This window comes from Paucibacter sp. Y2R2-4 (assembly GCF_025717535.1).
In the GTDB taxonomy this organism is placed as follows: domain Bacteria; phylum Pseudomonadota; class Gammaproteobacteria; order Burkholderiales; family Burkholderiaceae_C; genus Paucibacter_A.
This window is the reverse complement of record NZ_JAJIRO010000005.1, coordinates 497,136-518,565: the sequence shown is the minus strand read 5'-3', so window position 1 is coordinate 518,565 and position 21,430 is coordinate 497,136. Positions and strand designations below refer to the sequence as shown.

The 21,430-nt window shown below is 60.7% G+C and carries 19 protein-coding genes and 1 tRNA gene; 9 read left to right on the top strand and 11 right to left on the bottom strand.

All coding sequences use genetic code 11. The features are described 5' to 3' along the window. Positions 1 to 208: 208 nt before the first annotated feature. The 3 genes from LNV06_RS20765 (at position 209) to LNV06_RS20755 (ending at position 4,629) form a co-directional block, all read left to right on the top strand. Positions 209 to 1,186: a GMP reductase gene (locus LNV06_RS20765; protein WP_263540192.1), complete on the top strand. Its 978-nt coding sequence runs from the start codon at positions 209 to 211 to the stop codon at positions 1,184 to 1,186. 206 nt (positions 1,187 to 1,392) lie between these two features. Then, complete coding sequence (locus tag LNV06_RS20760) at positions 1,393 to 1,608, top strand: hypothetical protein (protein WP_263540191.1); 216 nt, start codon at positions 1,393 to 1,395, stop codon at positions 1,606 to 1,608. A 177-nt stretch (positions 1,609 to 1,785) separates the two neighbouring features. Then, positions 1,786 to 4,629: a valine--tRNA ligase gene (locus tag LNV06_RS20755; RefSeq protein ID WP_263540264.1), complete on the top strand. Its 2,844-nt coding sequence runs from the start codon at positions 1,786 to 1,788 to the stop codon at positions 4,627 to 4,629. Here LNV06_RS20755 and LNV06_RS20750 read toward each other — a convergent pair. Further along, positions 4,577 to 5,554 (bottom strand): NAD(P)-dependent oxidoreductase, encoded by a 978-nt coding sequence (locus LNV06_RS20750; protein ID WP_263540190.1) that lies wholly within the window; start codon positions 5,552 to 5,554, stop codon positions 4,577 to 4,579. The genes LNV06_RS20755 and LNV06_RS20750 overlap by 53 nt on opposite strands. 83 nt (positions 5,555 to 5,637) lie before the next feature. Between LNV06_RS20750 and galU the strand changes: the two genes are divergently transcribed. Continuing rightward, positions 5,638 to 6,519: a UTP--glucose-1-phosphate uridylyltransferase GalU gene (galU, locus tag LNV06_RS20745; RefSeq protein ID WP_263540189.1), complete on the top strand. Its 882-nt coding sequence runs from the start codon at positions 5,638 to 5,640 to the stop codon at positions 6,517 to 6,519. A gap of 73 nt (positions 6,520 to 6,592) precedes the next feature. Here galU and LNV06_RS20740 read toward each other — a convergent pair whose 3' ends face one another. Continuing rightward, the gene (locus LNV06_RS20740) at positions 6,593 to 6,820 is read right to left on the bottom strand and encodes a sulfurtransferase TusA family protein (RefSeq protein WP_263540188.1); all 228 of its coding nucleotides are present in this window, start codon (positions 6,818 to 6,820) and stop codon (positions 6,593 to 6,595) included. A 65-nt stretch (positions 6,821 to 6,885) separates the two neighbouring features. Then, entirely contained in the window at positions 6,886 to 7,815 is a 930-nt protein-coding gene (cysM, locus tag LNV06_RS20735; RefSeq protein ID WP_263540187.1) for a cysteine synthase CysM, read from the bottom strand. Between the two features lie 99 nt (positions 7,816 to 7,914). Here cysM and LNV06_RS20730 point away from each other — a divergent pair. Together LNV06_RS20730 and LNV06_RS20725 are read left to right on the top strand one after the other, a co-directional pair. After that, positions 7,915 to 7,999 (top strand) — tRNA-Leu (locus tag LNV06_RS20730). 288 nt (positions 8,000 to 8,287) lie between these two features. After that, positions 8,288 to 8,866: a rhomboid family intramembrane serine protease gene (locus tag LNV06_RS20725; RefSeq protein WP_263540186.1), complete on the top strand. Its 579-nt coding sequence runs from the start codon at positions 8,288 to 8,290 to the stop codon at positions 8,864 to 8,866. Between the two features lie 21 nt (positions 8,867 to 8,887). Here LNV06_RS20725 and LNV06_RS20720 read toward each other — a convergent pair whose 3' ends face one another. Further along, positions 8,888 to 9,820, bottom strand: a complete 933-nt coding sequence (locus tag LNV06_RS20720) for an SDR family oxidoreductase (protein WP_263540185.1) — start codon at positions 9,818 to 9,820, stop codon at positions 8,888 to 8,890. Positions 9,821 to 9,919: 99 nt separating this feature from the next. On the opposite strand from LNV06_RS20720, the gene LNV06_RS20715 reads away from it, so the two are divergent. The 3 genes from LNV06_RS20715 (at position 9,920) to LNV06_RS20705 (ending at position 12,971) form a co-directional block, all read left to right on the top strand. Then, positions 9,920 to 10,957 (top strand): CDP-6-deoxy-delta-3,4-glucoseen reductase, encoded by a 1,038-nt coding sequence (locus tag LNV06_RS20715; protein WP_263540184.1) that lies wholly within the window; start codon positions 9,920 to 9,922, stop codon positions 10,955 to 10,957. Between the two features lie 39 nt (positions 10,958 to 10,996). Then, entirely contained in the window at positions 10,997 to 11,725 is a 729-nt protein-coding gene (locus LNV06_RS20710) for a 2OG-Fe dioxygenase family protein (RefSeq protein WP_263540183.1), read from the top strand. Positions 11,726 to 11,864: 139 nt separating this feature from the next. Then, complete coding sequence (locus LNV06_RS20705) at positions 11,865 to 12,971, top strand: Leu/Phe/Val dehydrogenase (RefSeq protein WP_263540182.1); 1,107 nt, start codon at positions 11,865 to 11,867, stop codon at positions 12,969 to 12,971. A gap of 79 nt (positions 12,972 to 13,050) precedes the next feature. On the opposite strand, the gene LNV06_RS20700 is transcribed toward LNV06_RS20705, so the two are convergent. The 7 genes from LNV06_RS20700 to LNV06_RS20670 form a co-directional block, all read right to left on the bottom strand. Beyond that, entirely contained in the window at positions 13,051 to 13,770 is a 720-nt protein-coding gene (locus LNV06_RS20700) for an ABC transporter ATP-binding protein (protein ID WP_263540181.1), read from the bottom strand. Between the two features lie 12 nt (positions 13,771 to 13,782). Beyond that, positions 13,783 to 14,565 (bottom strand): ABC transporter ATP-binding protein, encoded by a 783-nt coding sequence (locus LNV06_RS20695; RefSeq protein WP_263540180.1) that lies wholly within the window; start codon positions 14,563 to 14,565, stop codon positions 13,783 to 13,785. 17 nt (positions 14,566 to 14,582) lie between these two features. Further along, positions 14,583 to 15,674, bottom strand: coding sequence for a branched-chain amino acid ABC transporter permease (locus LNV06_RS20690; protein WP_263540179.1), 1,092 nt, complete (start codon positions 15,672 to 15,674; stop codon positions 14,583 to 14,585). A gap of 28 nt (positions 15,675 to 15,702) precedes the next feature. Further along, positions 15,703 to 16,626 carry a branched-chain amino acid ABC transporter permease gene (locus tag LNV06_RS20685; RefSeq protein WP_263540178.1) on the bottom strand — a complete coding sequence of 308 codons (924 nt, stop codon included), beginning with the start codon at positions 16,624 to 16,626 and terminating at the stop codon, positions 15,703 to 15,705. A 285-nt stretch (positions 16,627 to 16,911) separates the two neighbouring features. Further along, positions 16,912 to 18,255: a replication-associated recombination protein A gene (locus LNV06_RS20680; protein WP_263540177.1), complete on the bottom strand. Its 1,344-nt coding sequence runs from the start codon at positions 18,253 to 18,255 to the stop codon at positions 16,912 to 16,914. A gap of 26 nt (positions 18,256 to 18,281) precedes the next feature. After that, positions 18,282 to 18,899, bottom strand: a complete 618-nt coding sequence (lolA, locus tag LNV06_RS20675) for an outer membrane lipoprotein periplasmic chaperone LolA (protein ID WP_263540176.1) — start codon at positions 18,897 to 18,899, stop codon at positions 18,282 to 18,284. A gap of 5 nt (positions 18,900 to 18,904) precedes the next feature. Continuing rightward, on the bottom strand, positions 18,905 to 21,277 hold the full coding sequence (locus tag LNV06_RS20670) for a DNA translocase FtsK (RefSeq protein ID WP_263540175.1): 2,373 nt from the start codon (positions 21,275 to 21,277) through the stop codon (positions 18,905 to 18,907). Positions 21,278 to 21,430: the final 153 nt, after the last annotated feature.

The following is a 21,430-nucleotide window of genomic DNA, read 5'->3' as shown; positions in this document are numbered from 1 at the left end:
TGCAAAGAGCGGCCGGCGCATGACTTGGGTTCGCGTAGAATCAACCACCGGGCCCAAATTTTGGCGCCCGGTTTTTTGTTTGTGCCGCCCCATCCCTGGCTGGATGGCTTCAGCGGTTCACAGATCACCGGGCTTCCAAGTCAAGCGCTCGCAGCCTTGGGCGTGCACTGCATCAACGCACCTCGATTTTGCGAACTGACGAAGACTCATGGAAATTTTTGACTACGACAACATCCTGCTGCTGCCGCGCAAGTGCCGTGTGGAAAGCCGCAGCGAATGCGATACCTCGGTCCAGTTCGGACCCCGTCGTTTCAAGCTCCCGGCCGTGCCGGCGAATATGAAAACGGTGGTGGACGAAGGCATCACCGAATACCTGGCCGCGAATGGCTATTTCTACGTGATGCATCGCTTCGACCTCGATGCGGTGGCCTATGCCAAGAACATGCGCGACAAGGGCCTGTTCGTTTCGATCAGCTCGGGCGTGCAAAAAGCCGACTACGCCGTCATCGAACGACTGGCGGCCGAAGGCGTGGGCGCGGACTACATCACCATCGACATCGCCCACGGCCATGCCGACAGCGTGCAGCGCATGATTGCTCACATCAAAAAGCATCTGCCCGATGCTTTTGTGATTGCCGGCAATGTGGGCACGCCCGAGGGCGTGATTGACCTGGAAAACTGGGGCGCGGACGCCACCAAGGTCGGCATCGGCCCCGGCAAGGTCTGCATCACCCGCTTGAAAACCGGTTTTGGCACCGGTGGCTGGCAGCTCTCAGCGCTGAAATGGTGCGCGCGCGTGGCCACCAAGCCCATCGTCGCCGATGGCGGCATTCGCCACCATGGCGACATCGCCAAAAGTATGCGTTTTGGCGCGGCCATGGTGATGATTGGCTCGCTCTTCGCCGGCCATGAAGAATCGCCCGGCAACACCGTGGAAGTCGATGGCAAGCTCTTCAAGGAGTACTACGGCTCGGCCAGCGACTTCAACAAGGGCGAGTACAAGCATGTGGAAGGCAAGCGCATCTTGGAGCCGGTGAAAGGCCGCTTGGCCGACACCTTGCGCGAGATGCAAGAGGATTTGCAAAGCTCGGTGTCCTACTCCGGTGGCAAGAGCTTGGCCGATCTGCGCAAAGTGAACTATGTGGTGCTCGGCGGTGAGAACGCCGGGGAACATTTGTTCATGTAACAGCGCGACACACCGCCGGCGTTCGGCCCTGCCGAAATGCCGGCGGCCCCCTGATCATCTTGCAATTCCTGCCAAGCGCGAACTTTTGCCGAATGCCGACGGACAAATGTCCGCTGGTGCGCCAGCCGCACAACTTCAGCTTCTAGACTCCTGCCTCGACCAACGCTGCCCTTAGGGCGCAAGCTGAACAAGAGGAGGGATCCCTCATGATGAAAACTCTGACCATCGCGGCTTTGGCGCTCGCCTTGCTTGCGTCCACTTGCGCGCTGATTCGCGTAGAAAGCGAACGCCATGCGCTGGCCATTGGGCTGTGCACGCTGGATCCTGCGGGGCGCAATTCCATGGTGCCCTGCGAGGCCCGCTTCGAACCACGCAACTCCTGGGCCGGCCACCTGATGGCCGCCCTGCTTCCTGACGCCTGATCGAGGCCAGCTTTGGCTCCTGCATGGCGCCCATGCAACTCACAAGATCATTTGCTCCCAGCGCGCCGACTGATCAGCGCGCAATGGGCAAGTTCGACCTCAGCGGCCGCCTACAATCCAGCCCCATTCCCCCATGAACTCCGCTGCTTGGCCTCACTGCCGAGCGAACAGCCCGATATGACCGAACTCGCCAAATCGTTTGAGCCCGCCGCCCTTGAAGCCCATTGGGGCCCCTTGTGGGAAAGCAAGGGGCTCTACAAGCCCACGCTGGACGCCAGCCGCGAGTCCTTCTGCATTCAGCTGCCGCCGCCGAATGTGACCGGCACCCTGCACATGGGCCACGCCTTCAACCAGACCATCATGGACTCGTTGACGCGCTATCACCGCATGTTGGGCCACAACACCTTGTGGATCCCCGGCACCGACCACGCCGGCATCGCCACGCAGATCGTGGTGGAGCGGCAGTTGGCCGACAAGGGTGTGGAAGGCCAAAAGACTCGCCATGACCTGGGTCGCAAGAACTTCGTCGCCCGCATCTGGGAATGGAAGCAAGAGTCCGGCGACACCATCACCCGCCAGATGCGCCGCATGGGCGATAGCGTGTCCTGGGAGCACGAATACTTCACCATGGACGAGAAACTCTCGCGCGTGGTGACCGACACCTTTGTTCAATTGTTCGATGAAGGCTTGATCTACCGTGGCAAGCGCCTGGTGAACTGGGACCCGGTGCTGAAGTCGGCCGTGTCTGACCTGGAAGTGGCCAGCGAAGAGGAAGACGGCTTCCTCTGGCATATCCGTTATCCGCTGGCCGATGGCAGCGGCGACATCACCGTGGCCACCACCCGCCCCGAGACCATGCTGGGCGACGTGGCCGTGATGGTGCACCCGGAAGATGAGCGTTATGCCGCGCTGATCGGCAAGCAAGTCACCCTGCCCTTGTGCAACCGCACGATTCCGGTGATTGCTGACGATTATGTGGACCGGGCCTTTGGTACCGGCGTGGTCAAGGTCACGCCCGCGCACGACACCAATGACTATGCAGTCGGCCAGCGCCACAACTTGCCGATGATTTGCGTGCTGACGCTGGACGCCAAGATCAACGACGAAGCGCCCGAGGCCTACCGCGGCCTGGACCGCTTTGTGGCGCGCAAAAAGGTCGTTGCAGATCTGGAAGCGCAAGGCTTCCTGGTTGAGGTCAAAAAGCACAAGCTGATGGTGCCGCGCTGCGAGCGCACCGGCCAGGTGATCGAGCCCATGCTGACCGACCAATGGTTTGTCGCCATGAACAAGCCCGGCAAGCAAGGCAAGAGCATCGCCGCAGGTGCGGTCGAGGCAGTGGCCTCAGGCGATGTGAAATTCTTCCCCGAGCAGTGGGTCAACACCTACAACCACTGGATGGGCAATATCAACGACTGGTGCATCTCGCGCCAGCTCTGGTGGGGCCATCAAATCCCAGCCTGGTATGGCTCGGGCGGCGAATTGTTTGTTGCGCATAACGAAGAAGATGCACGCGGCAAAGCCACAGCGGCCGGCTACACCGGCGAGCTGACGCGCGATGAAGACGTGCTGGACACCTGGTATTCCTCTGCTCTGGTGCCCTTCTCGACCCTGGGCTGGCCCGAGCAGACGCAGGACCAAGACCTGTTCCTGCCCAGCTCCGTGCTGGTGACGGGTTACGACATCATCTTCTTCTGGGTCGCCCGGATGATCATGATGACCAAGCACTTCACCGGCAAAGTGCCCTTCAAGCATGTTTACATCCACGGCCTGGTGCGCGATTCGCAAGGCCAGAAGATGAGCAAGAGCGAAGGCAATGTGCTGGACCCGGTCGACCTGATCGACGGCATTGAGCTCGGCCCCCTGCTGGACAAGCGCACTACCGGCTTGCGCCGCCCCGAGACGGCGCCCAAGGTGCGCAAAGCCACCGAAAAGGAATTCCCGGAAGGCATTCCTGGTTTCGGCGCCGATGCCTTGCGCTTCACCTTCGCTTCGCTGGCCTCGCTGGGCCGCAGCATCAATTTCGACAGCAAGCGCTGCGAGGGCTATCGCAACTTCTGCAACAAGCTCTGGAACGCCACCCGCTTTGTGCTGATGAACACCGAGGGCCAAGACTGCGGACTGATGGAGCACAGCAAAGAGCAATGCGCGCCCGGCGGCGCGGCTCACGGCTATCTGGACTTCAGCCTTGCCGATCGCTGGATCAGCAGTGCACTGCAAAAGACCGAGCTGACCATCGCCCAAGGTTTTGCCGAGTACCGGCTCGACCATGTGGCCACCGCGATCTACTCCTTCGTTTGGGACGAGTACTGCGACTGGTATCTGGAAATCGCCAAGGTGCAAATCCAGAACGGCAATGAAGCGCAGCAACGCGCGACCCGCCGCACCCTGATCCGTGTGCTCGAGACCATTCTGCGTCTGCTGCACCCGATCGCGCCCTTCATCACCGAAGAGCTGTGGCAGACCGTGGCCCCAATCGCGGGCCGCAAGTCGACCGACTATCTGGTCAACGCCAGCTACCCGATTGCGCAGCCGGAGCGCATCGATGAGAAGGCCATCGCCTGGGTGGACAGCCTGAAAGCCGTGGTCGGCACCTGCCGCAGCCTGCGCAGCGAGATGAACCTCTCACCTTCAACGCGAGTGCCGCTCTTGGTTGGCGGCGATACGGGCTTCATCGCCGAGGCCGCCGCGCTGCTGAAGACGCTGGCCAAGCTGAGCGAGGTGCAGATCATTGCGGACGAGGCCGCCTTCAACGAAGCCAGCGCCACCTCGCCGGTGCTGGTGCACGGTGACGCTCGCCTGGCGCTACATGTGGAAATCGACGTGACGGCCGAAACCGCGCGCCTGAACAAGGAAATTGCGCGCCTGGAAGGCGAAGTCGCCAAAATCGAAGCCAAGCTGGGCAACGAAGGCTTTGTGGCCCGCGCTCCGGCCGCCGTGGTCGAACAGGAGCGTCAGCGCCTAAGCGACTTCAGCGCCACCGCCGCTCGGCTACGGGATCAGGCAGCTCGCCTGGCCCGCTGATCCGGAAATCCGCCGCCGGCTCCGGCGGCGCCGCCAACAGCTCGTCAATGCGCCGCGCCACGCCCCAGGCGGCGCGTGCGCGCGATTCGCGCGTGGTGCTGGCCAAACGCGGCGTCAGCTGCAGGGAGGGCACGCCGTGCAGCACACAGCCGGGCTCCTGCAAGCCTGGCTCCATGCTGTCAAACCAGGCGGCCAGAATGCGGCCGCTGTTCAGCGCATCGGCCAAAGCGGCGGCATCAAATACGGCCGAATGGGCAATGCTGACCAAAACCTGATCCTGCTTGGCAAAGCCCAGCACTCGCTCGCCAATCAAGCCACGGTAGCGAGGGAAAAAGGCGAGTTGCACACAAACGCCATCGCTTTGCTCCATCAATTCGCGCAGCGGCAAAGGCTCGATGCCCCATTGGGCCCAGAGCGGGTCGCTTTGATGCAGGCTGGGGTCATAACCCACAACCCGGGTACCGAAGGCGGGCAAGAGCTGAGCCAACATGCGCGAGGCCGGCGTCATGCCGATCAGGCCGACGGTCGAGCACCCCAGCTCACGGCCGACCATCAGGCCATCACTGGCCACGACCGGCACGCGGCGAAGCAAAGAGAGCAAGGCACCGATGGCAAATTCGGCCTCGGCGCTGGCGGTTGCGGTGAGACTGCGCACCACCTCCACGCGAGCAGCGCGGCAAGCTTCTTGATCAATGTTCTCGCCGCCGGCACTCATGCGCCCCACCACCCGCAGACGCGGTGCGGCACGCAACAAAGCGGCATCGACGGCCACACTGGGGGGAACAATCAAAGCGCGGGTCTGGTGCAAGGCTTGATGCAACTGCGCAGTTTCACCCACCAACTCCGGTGCGAAGCGCACGGTATTGCGCTCCGACAGCCATTGCATGACATCGGTCTCAAGCGGTTCAAGAATCAACAGACTCATGTCATTTTGCGATGTTGTAATCAGGGCCTGCGCGCAACCATCGCATGCAACAATGCGCGCCATCTACAGGAGAGTGTACGGTTATGACAAAGAGTGCTGGAGCGATCACCAAAGCAATATTCCCGGTTGCAGGCTTGGGTACGCGGTTTTTGCCCGCCACCAAGGCTCAACCCAAGGAAATGATGCCGGTGGTAGACAAGCCCTTGATCCAGTACGCGGTTGAGGAGGCTTATGCCGCCGGGGTCCGAGAAATGATTTTCGTGACCGGCCGCCACAAGCGTCCGATCGAAGATCACTTTGACATGACTTTCGAGTTGGAGGTAGCCCTCGAACAGGCGGGTAAGCAAGAGCTGCTGGACGTGGTCCGCAGCGTCAAACCCAACGATATGGAGTGCATCTATGTGCGCCAGGCGCAGGCTTTGGGCCTGGGTCATGCCGTCTTGTGTGGCCAGCGTTTGATCGGCAACGAGCCCTTCGCGGTGCTGCTGGCGGACGACTTGATGGTGGGCCAGCCTCCGGTGCTCAAGCAGATGGTGGATCAGTTCGCCGAATGGCGTGCTTCGATTCTGGCCGTGCAAGAGGTGCCCGCCGAGCAAACGCGACGTTATGGCATTGTGGCCGGTACAGCCGTCAATGACCGCATGCTGGACGTCAGCCGCATTGTCGAAAAGCCGGCCCCTGAAGATGCGCCCTCGCGTCTGGCTGTGGCTGGCCGCTACATCTTGACGCCCGGCGTCTTCCATGAAATCGCCAACCAACCGCGCGGCGTGGGCGGTGAGATTCAGCTGACCGACGGCATCGCCGGCCTACTGCGGCGCGAGAAGGTGTTTGCTTATCGCTATGAAGGCAAACGCTATGACTGCGGCAGCAAAGAAGGCTTCCTGGAAGCCAATGTGGAGCTTGCCCTCGCCCACCCGCATCTCGGCGCAGGTTTCCGCGACTATCTGCGCTCTATCGATATCTGAGCCCGCTCTAAGCACTGCGCTGCAAACAAAAAAGCCACGCTTGCGTGGCTTTTTTTCATTCAAACGCCCGGCTTCAGCGGCGCTTCAACACATGGATGAACTCATCGGCTTCGCTGCGCTGCTCCACCAATTCATTGCCGGTCTGGCGCGCAAACGCCTGAAAGTCACGCGTAGAGCCCGGGTCAGTGGCCACCACTTTCAAGAGCTGGCCACTTTCCATTTCGGCCAGGGCCTTCTTGGCCTTCAAGATCGGTAGCGGGCAATTCAAGCCGCGGGTGTCGAGTTCTTTATGAACGTCCATGGGTCTTTATCCTTTGCTGGACTCGATTCTAGGGCTGGCCGTCTTTTCGATGGCTCACCTCTTTTTCAAGCGGGGAACACGCCTGTCGACAAGTAGCGATCCCCGCGATCGCAGACCACAAACACAATCGTGGCGTTCTCAACGGTCCGAGCCAACTGCAAAGCCACCCAGCAAGCGCCTGCAGCGGAAATCCCGGCAAACAGCCCCTCTTCGCGCGCCATGCGGCGTGCCATCTCCTCGGCATCAGCTTGGCTCACGAGGACCAGTTCATCCACAGCCTCTGGACGATAGATTTTCGGCAAATAGGCCTCGGGCCATTTGCGAATACCCGGAATGCGCGAACCCTCAGCCGGCTGGGCGCCAATGATGCGGATCGCCGCGTTCTGCTCTTTCAGGAATCGAGAGGTACCGGTAATCGTGCCCGTCGTGCCCATGGCACTGACGAAGTGGCTGATTTGCCCTTCCGTGTCACGCCACAATTCAGGTCCCGTCGTTTCATAGTGAATGCGTGGGTTGTCGGCATTGGCAAATTGATCCAGCACCAAACCCTTGCCCTCGCGCTGCATCTGCTCGGCCAAATCGCGGGCGTATTCCATACCGCCGGAACGCGGCGTCAGGATCAACTCGGCGCCGAAGGCCTTCATCGTCTGCGCGCGCTCAATCGACAAATCCTCCGGCATGATCAAGACCATGCGGTAGCCCCGGATCGCTGCCGCCATGGCCAAGGCAATACCGGTATTGCCCGAGGTCGCTTCAATCAAGGTATCGCCAGGCTTGATGTCACCGCGCTCCTCGGCGCGCCGAATCATGCTGATCGCCGGCCGGTCTTTAACGGAACCGGCTGGGTTATTACCCTCCAACTTGGCCAGGACGATATTGCCTCGCTCACGCATCTCAGCGGTCAACAAGCGCTGCAAACGCACCATGGGCGTATTGCCAATCACATCTTCCAGGCTCGGGTATTGCTTCTTCTCGATGGGCTTGCTTGAGTTCATACAGAGCATTGTGGCTTTAAATTTAAAAAGATGTTGCCACAGCCAAAAATAACGTGGCATAATCGTGGGCTTCAGCAGCGAGATACCTCCAAGCACCCAGCCCGGGTGGCGGAATTGGTAGACGCAGGGGACTCAAAATCCCCCGCCGCAAGGTGTGCCGGTTCGAGTCCGGCCTCGGGCACCATAGGTCAAACTATGGTGGCAGGTAGATCAAAGTTGAAAGTCGCAGAAAAGCTTGCGAACAACAGAAACCACCCCAGAGGTGGTTTTTTTGTGCCGGCTCGGAACTATTTCACGAGCAAATGCGCCAAACCTAACTGGTGCACATCGGATTTCGTGCGCAAGTTCACACCTTGATTCAGCACAGGCGCACGCAAACTTTGCGTTAGCAGGCTGCGTTTACACTCGGGCTTTTGCAACGGTGCTTGGTCGTTCTGCACACCCTTGCGGCAACTAGAAAGCATCGACAGACATGCCCCCGATTCCATCGGTTACTAAAGCGTTCATGCTGGCCTGCGTGGGCCTGTACTGCCTGTTTTACTTGGTGCCAGGGCTGCGCCCATGGTTTGAGTTATGGCCCTTGCAGACGGGCTATTTCTTGCCCTGGCAGCCCATCACCTACGCCTTCATGCATGGCGGCGAGTTCCATCTCTTCTTCAATATGCTGGGCCTGTGGATGTTCGGCTCGGAGCTGGAGCGAGTTTGGGGCGCCAAGCGCTACACACAGATTCTGGTGGCCAGTACGCTCAGCGCCGCAGTGGTGCAGTTGATCGTCACCTATCTGTCGGGCTCATCGGCACCAACGGTCGGCGCATCAGGCGCATTGTTTGGATTGCTGCTCTCGTTCGGCATGTTGTTCCCCGACCGCATCATCGTGCCGCTATTTCCGCCCATCCCCATGAAGGCCAAGTACTTCGTCGCCATCTTCGGCACGCTGGAGTTGCTGCTGGGCATGAATAACAACAGCGGTGTCGCCCATTTCGCCCACCTGGGCGGCATGCTGGGCGCATATCTGCTGATTCGCTACTGGCGCACGGCACGCCGCCGCTAAAAGCGACAGTCCATCAAACGCTCAGGCCGACAAACCCTGTTGGGGATACGGGTAGCGAAGCTTCAGCCTTAGTTCACGCTTCAGGCGCTCATTGATCAAGCGCCTGGATTCGCTCATAAAGCTCAGCTGCATCGGCGTCATCAGCGTTTGGGCTTGCTGCCGGTTGATACGCGGTGGCCGCGCGAGCCCGCAAAGATCGGCCGCCAGATCGAAGTAGTCTCCCATCAACAGTTCGCTGTCATCGCAGACATGGATGACACGCTGCGGCGCTCCTCTGCTCAGCGCCAAGACGCAAGCGCGCGCCAAATCATCGGCATGGATGTGATTGGTAAAGACATCGTCCGCACGATTTAAAACAGGTGCACCCCTTGCCAAACGCTCGCGCGGGTGCCCGCCAGCGCGGTCTGAAGCGTAGATGCCAGGCACCCGCAGAATCGTCACGCTCACCGCGTGCGCCGCGCCAAAGCGTCGCAGTTGCGACTCGGCATCCACTCGCCGGCGCGCCCGATCGGAAGCCGGCGCCACCGGCCGAGATTCATCAAAACGCGCCCCCTGGCAGTTGCCATAGACGCCTGTGGTGCTGGCATAAACAAGGCGCTGCGGCAGCCTTGCACGCTTCAAGGCCTGCAATAAATGAGTGGTTCTGGAATCCTGCAATCCCTCGGTCTTGGGTGGAGCCAAGTGCAAGACCCTATCGGCCCAGCCGCTCAAACGCGACAGAGTCTTCGCCTGATCCAAATTGCCCAAGATAGGCAGGGCCCCGGCAGCTCGCAACTCGTCCATGCGCTGTGGGCTTGAGGTCAAAGCCATCACTTGCCAGCGCCCCGCCAACACACTCAGCACTCGCATGCCGACGTCGCCGCAACCCACAATCAACAAACGTGGCTTGGCCTTGCTTTGAGGTCTTAGCAAAGGCGCCGCCGAACGGCGGCGCGCAGACGAATTCAAGGGCATGTGACAAGCTCAGGCAAAATGGGATATCAGTGTACGGCCCGGCATTCCCGGGCCGCAGTACCTTCTAAATGCCTCGCCTTTTGCTTTGAAACCAAGCCCATGAACTTTCAGATTACTGTCCAGCCCAGCGGCCGTGTTTTTTCCGTCGAACGTGATGAAACCTTGCTTGGCGCAGCCATACGCGGTGGCATTGGCCTGCCCTACGGCTGCAAAGACGGCGCATGCGGTTCCTGCAAGAGCAAGCTGCTGGACGGTCGGGTGATTCACGGCGCGCATCAAGCCAAGACCTTGACGCCAGAAGAAGAAGCCGCAGGCTTTGTGCTGACCTGCTGCGCCACACCGCAGACCGACTGCACCCTGGAAGCGCGCACCGTGCCCGGCGCTGGTGAATTCCCGGTTCTGAAGCTGCCCAGCCGCGTCATCAGCATTGAGAAACCCAGCGCGGACGTCGCAGTACTGCGCCTGCAGTTGCCGGCGACTCAGAACTTCCAATTCCGCGCCGGCCAGTATGTGGAGTTCATCCTGCGCGACGGCGCTCGCCGCAGCTACAGCATGGCGAATGCGCCGCACAACTTGGGCACACCTGCGGCGGTGGAGTTGCACATCCGCCATATGCCGGGCGGCAAATTCACTGACCATGTTTTCAGCGCCATGAAGGAAAAAGACATCCTGCGCATGGAAGGCCCGTTCGGCAGTTTCTTCCTGCGTGAGGACAGCGACAAGCCCATCGTCTTGCTGGCCAGCGGCACCGGTTTTGCCCCCATCAAGGCCATCATCGAACGCATGCAGCACTTGGGCCTGACCCGCCCGACCACGCTGTACTGGGGCTGCCGCAGCAAGGCCGATCTCTATCTGCATGAATGGGCGGTGCAAGCGGCGGCTCAGTCGAGTTGGCTGCGATATGTGCCCGTCTTGTCTGAGCCCAAGCCCGAAGATCAATGGACGGGCCGCACCGGCTTTGTCCACCAAGTGGTCATGGCCGACCAAGCCGACTTGTCGGGCCATCAGGTCTATGCCTGCGGCGCGCCGGTGATGGTGGACTCAGCCAAGGCCGACTTCGTGGCCCAGTGCGGATTGCCGGCCGATGAGTTCTTTGCAGACAGCTTCACGTCCGAGGCCGACAAGCTGAGCGCTTGAAACACAATCCATTGACTCTGTTTTGCCGAGGGCCAGGTCTTGATCTTTGAACCGCCATACGACTCCGCCGATAGCTTTGAAGCGCGCCTCAAGGCCCTAGGGCACAGCGTGATTGCCCCGGCCACCTTGCCGTCCGCTTTGGGCTGCAGCGCGGACGAACTATCAGCCCTACAGCCTTTTTGGAACGACTTACCGCCCGACACCTATTTGCGTGACGGCGGCCGCTATCGCTTCCGTCGCCACAGCTGCTTTGTGGCTGAGGGCACGAACCTGAGCCAAGTGCCGCATCGCGCACATTGGCAGCCGCTGGACTACAACGCCTTGCACGGCGGCATCGAACGCTGGTTCGAACCTATGGCCGATGCGGCGGTGGCAAACCCGGCGTGGCGCCAATTGCTGCTCGGCCTGGCCGGCATCACCTCCCGTCTCAAGGGGGAACGCGCATGGTTCATTGAGGCCCACCAGTTCCGCATTGACACCACCGACGGCATTGGCCGACCCACGCCCGAAGGGGCGCATCGCGACGGCGTCGATCTGGTCGCGGTGTTTTTGCTGGGTCGCCATGGCATCAAGGGCGGAGAGTCGCGTGTCTTCGAAGCCCAAGGCCCGAACGGCCAGCGCTTCACGCTCAGCCAGCCATGGACCCTGTTGTTGCTGGACGATGAGCGAGTGATTCACGAGACCACGCCCATCCAGCCGGCGGCCGAACATGGCCACCGTGACACCTTGGTCGTCACCCTGCGCCGGGACGGCTTTCAGGCAATTTGAAGCCCAGAGGGGCAAGCCGGCGGTCCACAGCGCTAGCGGGGCCGCACCCTTGCCAATTACACTTAGCGACTCGGCCGCCAAAAGCGGCCAGGTCCACGAGCCACCGGCTCTTTTTTCAGCATCACGAGTGCCAAATCCTATGAACGCGATCTCCGATCTCGCAAGCGCCATTGCGGCCGCTCCTGCATCCTCCATCCCCTCCTCTTTGTTCGGTCTGCCCGGCCAAGCCCCGCATGAGCGCGTGTTGCTTGTCGCCGACGAGCAAACCGGCCTGAAGGGCATCTTGGCTGTGCACAGCACCGCCCGTGGCCCGGCCTTCGGTGGCTGCCGCCTTTGGACCTACGACAACGAATTGGCCGCCCTGAACGACGCCCTGCGTTTGTCACAAGGCATGAGCTTGAAGAATGCGCTGGCCGATCTGCCCTTCGGCGGCGGCAAGGCCGTGATCATCAAGCCGGCCGGCAACTTTGACCGCCCTGCCCTGTTCGCAGCCTTCGGTCGCGCCGTGCAGTCCTTGAACGGCGCCTACATCACTGCAGAAGACGTGGGCACCACCACGGCCGATATGCTGGGCATGCAAGCCCAAACCCAATTCGTCAGCGGCATTCCTCGCGCCGGTGCCTTCGGCGGCGACCCCAGCCCCAAGACCGCCTGGGGTGTGTTCGTCTCAATCGAAGCCGGCGTGCGCCTGCATCTGAAGCGCGAATCGCTGGCCGGTGTGCGTGTGGCATTGCAAGGCCTGGGTGCCGTGGGTTGGCATTTGGCTGAGTTCTTGCACAAGGCTGGCGCCAAACTGGTGGTGGCCGATGTGGACGCCGCCAAGGTGGCTCGCGCCCAAGAACAACTCGGCGCCCAAGCCGTGGGCATCGATGCCATCCTGAGCGCCGATGTCGATGTGCTGGCCCCTTGCGCCCTGGGCGCATCGCTGAACGCGCACAGCATCCCTGGCATACGCGCCCAACTGATCGCCGGTGCGGCCAACAACCAATTGGCCACCGTCGAGGACGGCGACGCCCTGCAACAGCGCGGCATCTGCTATCTGCCCGACTATCTGGTCAATGCCGGCGGCATCATCAGCGTGGCACGCGAGTACCGCAATGAAGGCGAAGAAACCGCCGTGATGACCGAAGTGAGCCGCATCGGCGAGCGCGTGGCCGAGTTGCTGGACCGCGTCAAGTCTGCCGGCACCACCCCGGGCCGCGTGGCCGACGAATGGGCGCGCTCCAAGCTAGTCAAGCCGGTCTGATCGCAAAGCACGTAAAGCACCAAACAAAATGGGCGCCTCGGCGCCCATTTCTCATTTTGCTGCGTGCTAGGCGGTGGACTTACTCACCCAAATACGCAGCCCGAACCTTGGGATCGCTCAGCAAGGCCTTGCCCTCACCGGTCATCGTCACCTCGCCGGACTCCATCACATAACCCCGGCTGGCGATTTGCAAGGCGCGGCTGGCGTTCTGCTCCACCAATAAAATCGTCACGCCCTGCGCGTGGATGTCATTCACGACCTCAAAGATCTTGTCCACCATGATGGGCGACAAGCCCATCGAGGGCTCATCCAGCAACAAGACCTTGGGCTGTGTCATCAAGGCGCGCCCCATGGCCAACATCTGTTGTTCGCCGCCCGACATGGTGCCGGCCAACTGAGCGCGGCGCTCTTTCAAACGCGGGAAGATGGTGAAGACCTTTTCGATATCGGCCTCGATCTGTGCCTTGTCATTGCGGATGTAGGCGCCCATCTGCAAGTTCTCGGTGATGGTCATGCGGGTGAAAGTGCCCCGCCCTTCTGGCACCATCACCAGACCTTGCTTGACCAAATCCCAAGCGCCCTGGCCCTTGATGGATTTACCCATGAACTGGATGTCGCCCTCGGCCACCGGCTGAATGCCGGTGATGGCCTTGAGCGTCGTGGTCTTGCCGGCACCATTGGCGCCAATCAAGCTGACCAACTCCCCTTGACGCACTTCGAAGCTCACGCCCTTGACGGCCTGAATGCCGCCATAAGCCACCTTGAGTCCGCTGACCTGAAGCAATGTAGTTGCTGACATGTGATGGTTCTTTCAGTGATTGGTGTGGCCTGCGCCCAAATAGGCCTCGATCACCTTTTCATTGCGCTGCACGTCGTAAGGCGTGCCCTCAGCGATTTGCTTGCCGTAGTCCAGCACCGTGACGCGGTCGCACAAGCCCATCACCAGCTTGACGTCGTGCTCGATCAGCAAAATCGTGCGGCCATCTTTGCGGATGCGATCGATCAGCTCACGCAGTACCACTTTCTCGGTGGCGTTCATACCGGCAGCCGGCTCGTCCAAGGCAATCAGCTTGGGGTCGGTAGCCAGGGCGCGTGCAATCTCCAGGCGGCGCTGGTCGCCGTAGCTCAGCGTACGGGCTTTGTATTCCGCGTACTTCCCAATGCCCACATAGTCCAGCAGCTCTTGAGCGCGCTTGGCGATCGCTGCTTCTTCGGCCTTGAACCCTGGCGTGCGGAACACCGCACCGAGCAATCCAGAGCCTGTGCGGATGTGGCGACCGACCATCACGTTCTCCAGCGCGGTCATCTCGGCAAACAGCCGGATGTTCTGGAAGGTTCGGGCAATGCCCGTCTTAGCAACTTCGTGCACCGCAGTCGGCGCATAGGGCGCTCCACCTAACTCAAAGCTCCCTGCATCCGGGGTGTAAAGCCCGGTGATCACATTGAAAAAGGTGGTCTTGCCGGCGCCGTTGGGGCCGATCAGGCCGTAGACCTGACCCTTGTTGATTTGGATGCCCACATCGGACAAGGCTTGCAGGCCGCCGAATCGCTTGGAGACACCGGCCACTTTCAGAATCACTTGTTGTTCGCTCATCGCTTGTGCTCCTGTGCTCACTTGCTGACCGGCTGAGGCGCGGCTTTGCCATGTTCAGGCGAAGGCCAAAGTCCGCGCGGACGCACCAGCATGATGCCAATCATGGCCAAGGCCACCAGCAACTGACGCAAGATGGACGCATCCAAACGGCCACCCGTCATCTCTTGCAAGGGGCCGGCGACATAACGCAGCACTTCAGGCAAGGCCGACAGCAGCAGTGCTCCCAAGATCACACCCGGAATATGGCCAATGCCGCCCAAGACCACCATCGCCACAATCATTACCGACTCTTGCAGGCTGAAAGACTCGGGGCTGACAAAACCCTGAAAGGACGCAAACATTGAGCCAGCCACACCGCCAAATGTGGCGCCCATGCCGAAGGCCAAGAGCTTCATATTGCGGGTATTGATGCCCATGGCCTTGGCGGCGATTTCGTCTTCGCGAATCGCCATCCAGGCACGGCCGATGCGGCTGTTTTCGAGGCGATAGCAAATGATCACGCTGAACACCACGAGCACGAGGAAGAGGTAGTAATACAGCGTCACCGAAGGCAGCTTGAAACCCAAGACCTCGACACCTTGGCCCAGGTTCAAGCCAAAGAAATGCAGGGAATCAATTTGACCGATGCCGCGCGGGCCATTGGTGATGTTGATCGGGTACTCCAAATTATTCAGGAACACCCGGATGATTTCGCCAAAACCCAGAGTCACGATGGCTAGATAGTCACCGCGCAGTTTCAAGGTTGGCGCGCCCAACATCACGCCGAAAAACCCCGCCAGACCAGCGCCCAGCGGAATCACCAACCAGATAGGCGAATGCAATCCTTCGGGGAAGGTATTTCGTATGGCTTCGAAGTTCTCGCTCAAATGTGGGCTGGCCAGCAAGGCGAACATGTACGAGCCGACGGCATAGAAAGCGACATAACCCAGATCCAGCAGACCCGCATAGCCGACCACAATGTTCAGGCCCAGGGCCAACATCACATAGAGCAGCGCCAGGTCGATGATGCGGACCGGGCCATTGCCGAACTGCTGGGCGATCAAGGGCACGACCAAGAGGCCCAGTGCCGCCAGCAGGAAGACGAAGAGTTTGTTTTGCTGTTGTTGCATATCAGTCTCCTTGGACGATCAAGCGCAATCAAGCACGATCAGCGACACGCTCGCCCAGCAAGCCCGAAGGCCGCAAGGTCAGCACCAAGATCAAGGCCACAAAGGCAAAGATGTCGGCGTAATGGCTGCCCAAGATGCCTCCCGTCAGTTCGCCCAAATAGCCGGCTCCGATTGCTTCGATCAAGCCCAACAAGATGCCACCCACCATCGCACCGGCCAAATTGCCGATGCCGCCCAGCACGGCTGCAGTGAAAGCCTTCAAGCCGGGCATAAAGCCCATGGTGTGCTGCACCGTGCCGTAGTTCGCGGCCCACATCAGGCCGGCCACAGCTGCCAAGGCGGCACCGATCACAAAGGTGGTGGAGATAATGAAGTCGGGCTTCACACCCATCAGGCCCGCAACCCGTGGATTCTCCGCGGTAGCTCGCATCGCGCGGCCCAGCTTGGTGTGATTGACCAGCCACATCAGCGTGGCCAGGATCATCACGGTGGAGCCCAAGATCACGCATTGCGTGACGGTGATCACCGGGCCACCCAGGTCAATCGGCGTGGTCGGCAGCAGCAAGGGGAAAGGCTTGGGGTTCGGCTTCCAGATGATCATGGCCAAGGTCTGCAAGAGCAGCGACATGCCCATGGCGGTGATCAGTGGCGCCAAGCGCGGCGCATTGCGCAGCGGCCGGTAGGCAATTTTCTCGACCAGGAAGTTCAGGGTAACGCAGACCACCACGGCGCAGGCCAAGGCGATCAGCATCAAAGACCAGCCTGGCAGGCCGCTATCAGCCAATGCGCTGACCACCGTCCAGCTGACCAGCGCCCCCACCATCAAGATCTCGCCATGCGCGAAGTTGATCAAGTTGATGATGCCGTACACCATCGTGTAACCCAGCGCCACCAGCGCATACATGCTGCCGAGCACGAGGCCGTTGATGATTTGCTGGAAAAAAGTTTCCATGATGCGTCTCCGGTTGGGTGGGCTGGACGGGTAGACCAGGCACCTTTTTCATTGTGCAGGGTGAAGGCACGGGCTGGCACGACGCAAAGCCAAAAAAAAGGCCTACCGCTGAATCGGCAGGCCTTTGAGATTGCCTTCTTGCAGCTGCCAAGCGGCCCTCTTTTCCTGCAGGCTGCTGAGGATTGTAGGAGGCGGCTTGCCCTGCTATTTGAAGGTGTTTACCCGTAGCGCCAGAGAGCGAAAACGGTGCCAAGCAAGCATCAAAGTCCTGACGCTCACACCCGCTCAGGCCCTGCCTTTTTCATCAGCTTTTGCCTCGCCTTTTGCTTCACTCAGGGCATCGGCATCCAGCTTGCGAAGAAAGCTCAGCTTCTCCCCAATCTTCAGCTCCAGGCCTCGCGGAACGGGCTGATACCAAGCGGGATCGCCCATGCCTTCGGGCAGATAGCTTTCCCCTGCGGCATAGGCATGCGGCTCATCATGGGCATAGCGGTACTCATGCCCATAGCCGAGTTCCTTCATCAGCCGAGTTGGCGCGTTACGCAGATGGACCGGCACCTCGCGGCTCTTGTCTTGCTTCACAAAGGCACGTGCCTCGTTATAGGCCTTGTAGCCCGCATTGCTCTTGGCGGCCACCGCGAGGTAAATCACTGCCTGTCCCAAAGCCAGCTCGCCCTCGGGGCTGCCCAAGCGCTCAAAAGTCAGGGCCGCATCGTTGGCGATTTGCATCGCGCGCGGGTCGGCCAGGCCGATGTCTTCCCAGGCCATGCGAACGATGCGGCGCGACAAATAGCGCGGATCGGCGCCCCCATCCAACATGCGGCAGAGCCAATACAAGGCGCCATCGGGGTTCGAGCCTCTGACCGACTTGTGCAGCGCCGAGATCTGGTCGTAGAAGTTGTCGCCGCCTTTATCGAAGCGCCGCGCATTCAGGCTCAAGGCATTGCTGATGAACTCAGCATCGATCTTGACCCGACCGGCGGCTCCTGCAGCGGTATTGCATTGCTCCAGCAGATTCAAAAAGCGCCGCGCATCCCCGTCGGCGTAGCCCACCAAGGTGTCGACGGCGGCCTCGTCAAACTGCAAATTGGCGATGGCCTGGCTCTGCGCTCGTTTCAATAACTGCTTGAGTTCAGCCTCGGTCAAGGACTTCAGCACATAAACCTGGGCACGCGACAACAAGGCCGAGTTCACCTCGAAGGACGGGTTCTCGGTGGTCGCACCGATGAAGGTGAACAAGCCGGACTCCACATGCGGCAGCAATGCATCTTGCTGCGCCTTGTTGAAGCGGTGGATCTCGTCCACAAACAAAATCGTGTGCTTGCCCTGGGACAGGTATTGCTGGGCCTGCTCCATGGCCCCACGAATGTCTTTGACGCCAGAGAACACCGCCGACAAGGCGATGAACTCACTGCCAAAGGCATGGGCGGTGAGCCGAGCCAGCGTGGTCTTGCCGACACCGGGCGGGCCCCAAAAAATCATCGAATGGGCTTTGCCGGACTGGAACGCTAGGCGCAGTGGCTTGCCCTCGCCCAGCAGATGCGATTGGCCGACGACTTCATCCAGAGTTTGGGGCCGCAACATTTCAGCCAGCGGGGCAACTGGCTCTTGAGAAAACAAATCAGTCATGGTGATCCGCCCCAAACACTCGCAGGCTATTGCTCAAGCAGATCAGCCCCAGCCGGCAACACGAACTTGAAGGCTTCAGGGTTCAGCGCCGGATTGGTGACCACGCCGCTGAAGTCCAGACGGGAACGTTGACCAAAGCCATCGATGATCTCCAAGGCGGCCAAGTCGCGGCCCTTGAAGCCCACTTTCAAAGACTGAACGCCCGACTCGGTTTGACGCGGCAAGGCCTGCACCCATTCCAAGCCGCCCTCGGAGCTCAAGGCCTTGAGGGTGAAGTCGCGCTCCAAATTGCCGCCGGCCAGCAAGGCCGCTGGCGTGGCGCCCAAGGCTTGCGTCATGCGGCGCGAACTGGCTTGATTCAAGTCCGCGTCATAGATCCAGACCTTTTGCCCGTCACCCACAATCAACTGCTCAAACGGCTTGGTGTAGGCGAATCGAAACTGGTTGGGGCGCTGGAACTCAAACTGGCCTGAAGAGCTCTTTTTGCGCGCGCCATCGGGGGAGTACACCGTTTGGCTGAACTGCGCACGCGCGCCTTTGACCTCGCGCACAAAGTCTCGCAGGGTTGCCACAGCATCCGCCTGAGCCTGGCCCAGCAGCCCCATCAAGGCTGCGATCGCGCCCATCTTGAATCCAAACTTCATTCTTCTCACTCCTCCCGCTTGGGCAACAAGAGATCGCGGTTGCCATTGCTGCCCATGCTGGACACCAAGCCGGATTTCTCCATTTGCTCCAGCAGTCGCGCCGCCCGGTTGTAACCAATGCGCAGATGACGTTGCACCAAGGAAATCGAGGCGCGGCGATGCTGCAAGACGATGGCCACGGCCTGGTCGTACATGGGGTCGGCCTCGCCGTCGCCACCACCGGCTCCGCCGCCTTCTCCACCCGCGTCACCATCAAGCACCCCGCCCTCCAGGATGCCTTCGATGTAGTTGGGCTCGCCGCCCTGCTCTTTCAGATAAGTCACGACCCGATGAACCTCGTCGTCACTGACAAAGGCGCCGTGAACGCGAATGGGCAGGCCGGTGCCCGAGGGCATATAGAGCATGTCGCCCATGCCCAAGAGCGCCTCGGCGCCCATTTGGTCGAGGATGGTGCGGCTGTCGATCTTGGAGCTGACCTGGAAGGACAGACGGGTCGGAATATTGGCCTTGATCAGGCCGGTGATCACATCGACCGAAGGCCGCTGGGTGGCCAGAATCAGGTGGATACCGGCGGCGCGAGCCTTCTGCGCCAAGCGAGCGATCAGCTCTTCGATCTTCTTGCCGACCACCATCATCAGGTCAGCCAACTCGTCGATGACAACGACGATGAAGGGCAAGCGTTCCAGCGGTTCCGGCTGCTCGGGCGTGAGACTGAAGGGGTTGCCGATCTTCTCGCCGCGCTCGGTGGCCTCGTCGATCTTCTTGTTGTAGCCGGCCAGATTGCGCACGCCCATCTTGCTCATCAGCTTGTAGCGGCGCTCCATCTCGCCCACGCACCAGTTGAGCGCGTTACTGGCCTGCTTCATGTCCGTCACCACGGGCGCCAGCAGATGCGGGATGCCTTCGTAGACGCTCATTTCCAGCATCTTGGGGTCGATGAGAATCAGGCGCACATCGCGCGCCTCGGCCTTGTAGAGCAAGGACAGAATCATGGCGTTGATACCGACCGACTTGCCCGAACCGGTGGTACCAGCCACCAGGCAGTGCGGCATCTTGGCCAGATCGGCCACCACCGGCAGGCCGACGATGTCCTTGCCCAAACCCATGGTCAGCTGCGAGCTGGCATCGGCATAAACCTGCGAACCCAAGATCTCAGAGAGCCGAATGGTTTGGCGCCGCGCATTCGGCAGCTCCAGGGCCATGAAGTTCTTGCCCGGAATGGTCTCGACCACGCGAATGGACACCAGGCTCAGCGAACGCGCCAAATCCTTGGCTAGGCCAACGATTTGCGAGCCCTTGACGCCCGTGGCAGGTTCGATCTCATAACGGGTGATCACCGGGCCTGGCGAAGCCGCCACCACGCGCACCTCGACGCCGAAGTCGCGCAGCTTCTTCTCGATCATGCGCGAAGTCATCTCCAGGGACTCGGGCGTAACCGTGACCACCTGCACCGGCGCCGAGTCCAAAAGATCGACCTGCGGCAGCTTGGTATCGCTGGCATCAACGAACAAGGTCGACTGACGCTCCTTGGCGACGCGAGTGGACTTGGGCACCTCGAACACGGGCGCCTCGATGACGATGGGCACATGCTCAGCGACGACCTGGCGCTCAACCTCGACCACGTGCTCATGCAAGCGCTCTTGCGCCGCTTGCTCGCCCACGCGCTGGTCTTCGGCGATCTCGCGGCGCTCAAGGCGTTGCTCACGCAGCCGGTCGATGCGACTGCCCAGTTGCTCGGCTAACTTCAGCCAAGAAAAATTCAAGGCCAAGGCCGCACCGACCAGTGCCAGCACGATGCTGACCACGCCCGAGCCGGCAAAACCAAAGGCTCGCATGCCCCAGGGGCCGAGCGAATAACCCAGTACGCCGCCGGCATGACCGGGCAGGCGCGGCTCCCAAAGGTAGAGCCGGCTCCACTCCAAGGAGCAACTGGCGCACATCAGCAAGATCACGCCCAAGAAACAAAGGGCGGTTGAGCGGGCTGAGTTCGTGGCCGGCGCCTGCTCGGCGTCGGCCCGCAGCAGGCCAGCCAAGCTGCTCAACCAAGACCGCAGCCCAATCAGCAGCAGCCACCAGGCCGAATAGCCGAAGGTGAACAAGAGGAGATCAGAGATCCAGGCACCCACCGCGCCAAATCGATTGGCGTACATATCGCGGCCTCCCGAAATCGAGAATGCAGCGTCTGAGCGGTCATGAGAAATCAGCGCCAAAACGACCAGACACCAAAGCAGCCCACTCAGCAAGAGCCAGAGCGGGGTTCGCAAGGGGTTGGGTTTGGCCGGCGGCGGCGCCGCCGCCTTCTTGCCTTGGCGTTTATAGACTTTGTCGCTTGCGCCGGGCTGATCGCCGCGCAGCAGGGATGCCAGGGGAAAACTCATGCCGCCATTGTGACCTATGCAAGCATCACTCTCGGGCAAGAGCTTCCCTAGAACCCAATCAACCGTGCCTTAGAAATGCCCGCAATCGCCCTTACCTAACAGCCGATCAAACTCAAGGCGGACCGGCCGAGCGAATCGCTTGAAGCGGGCTTA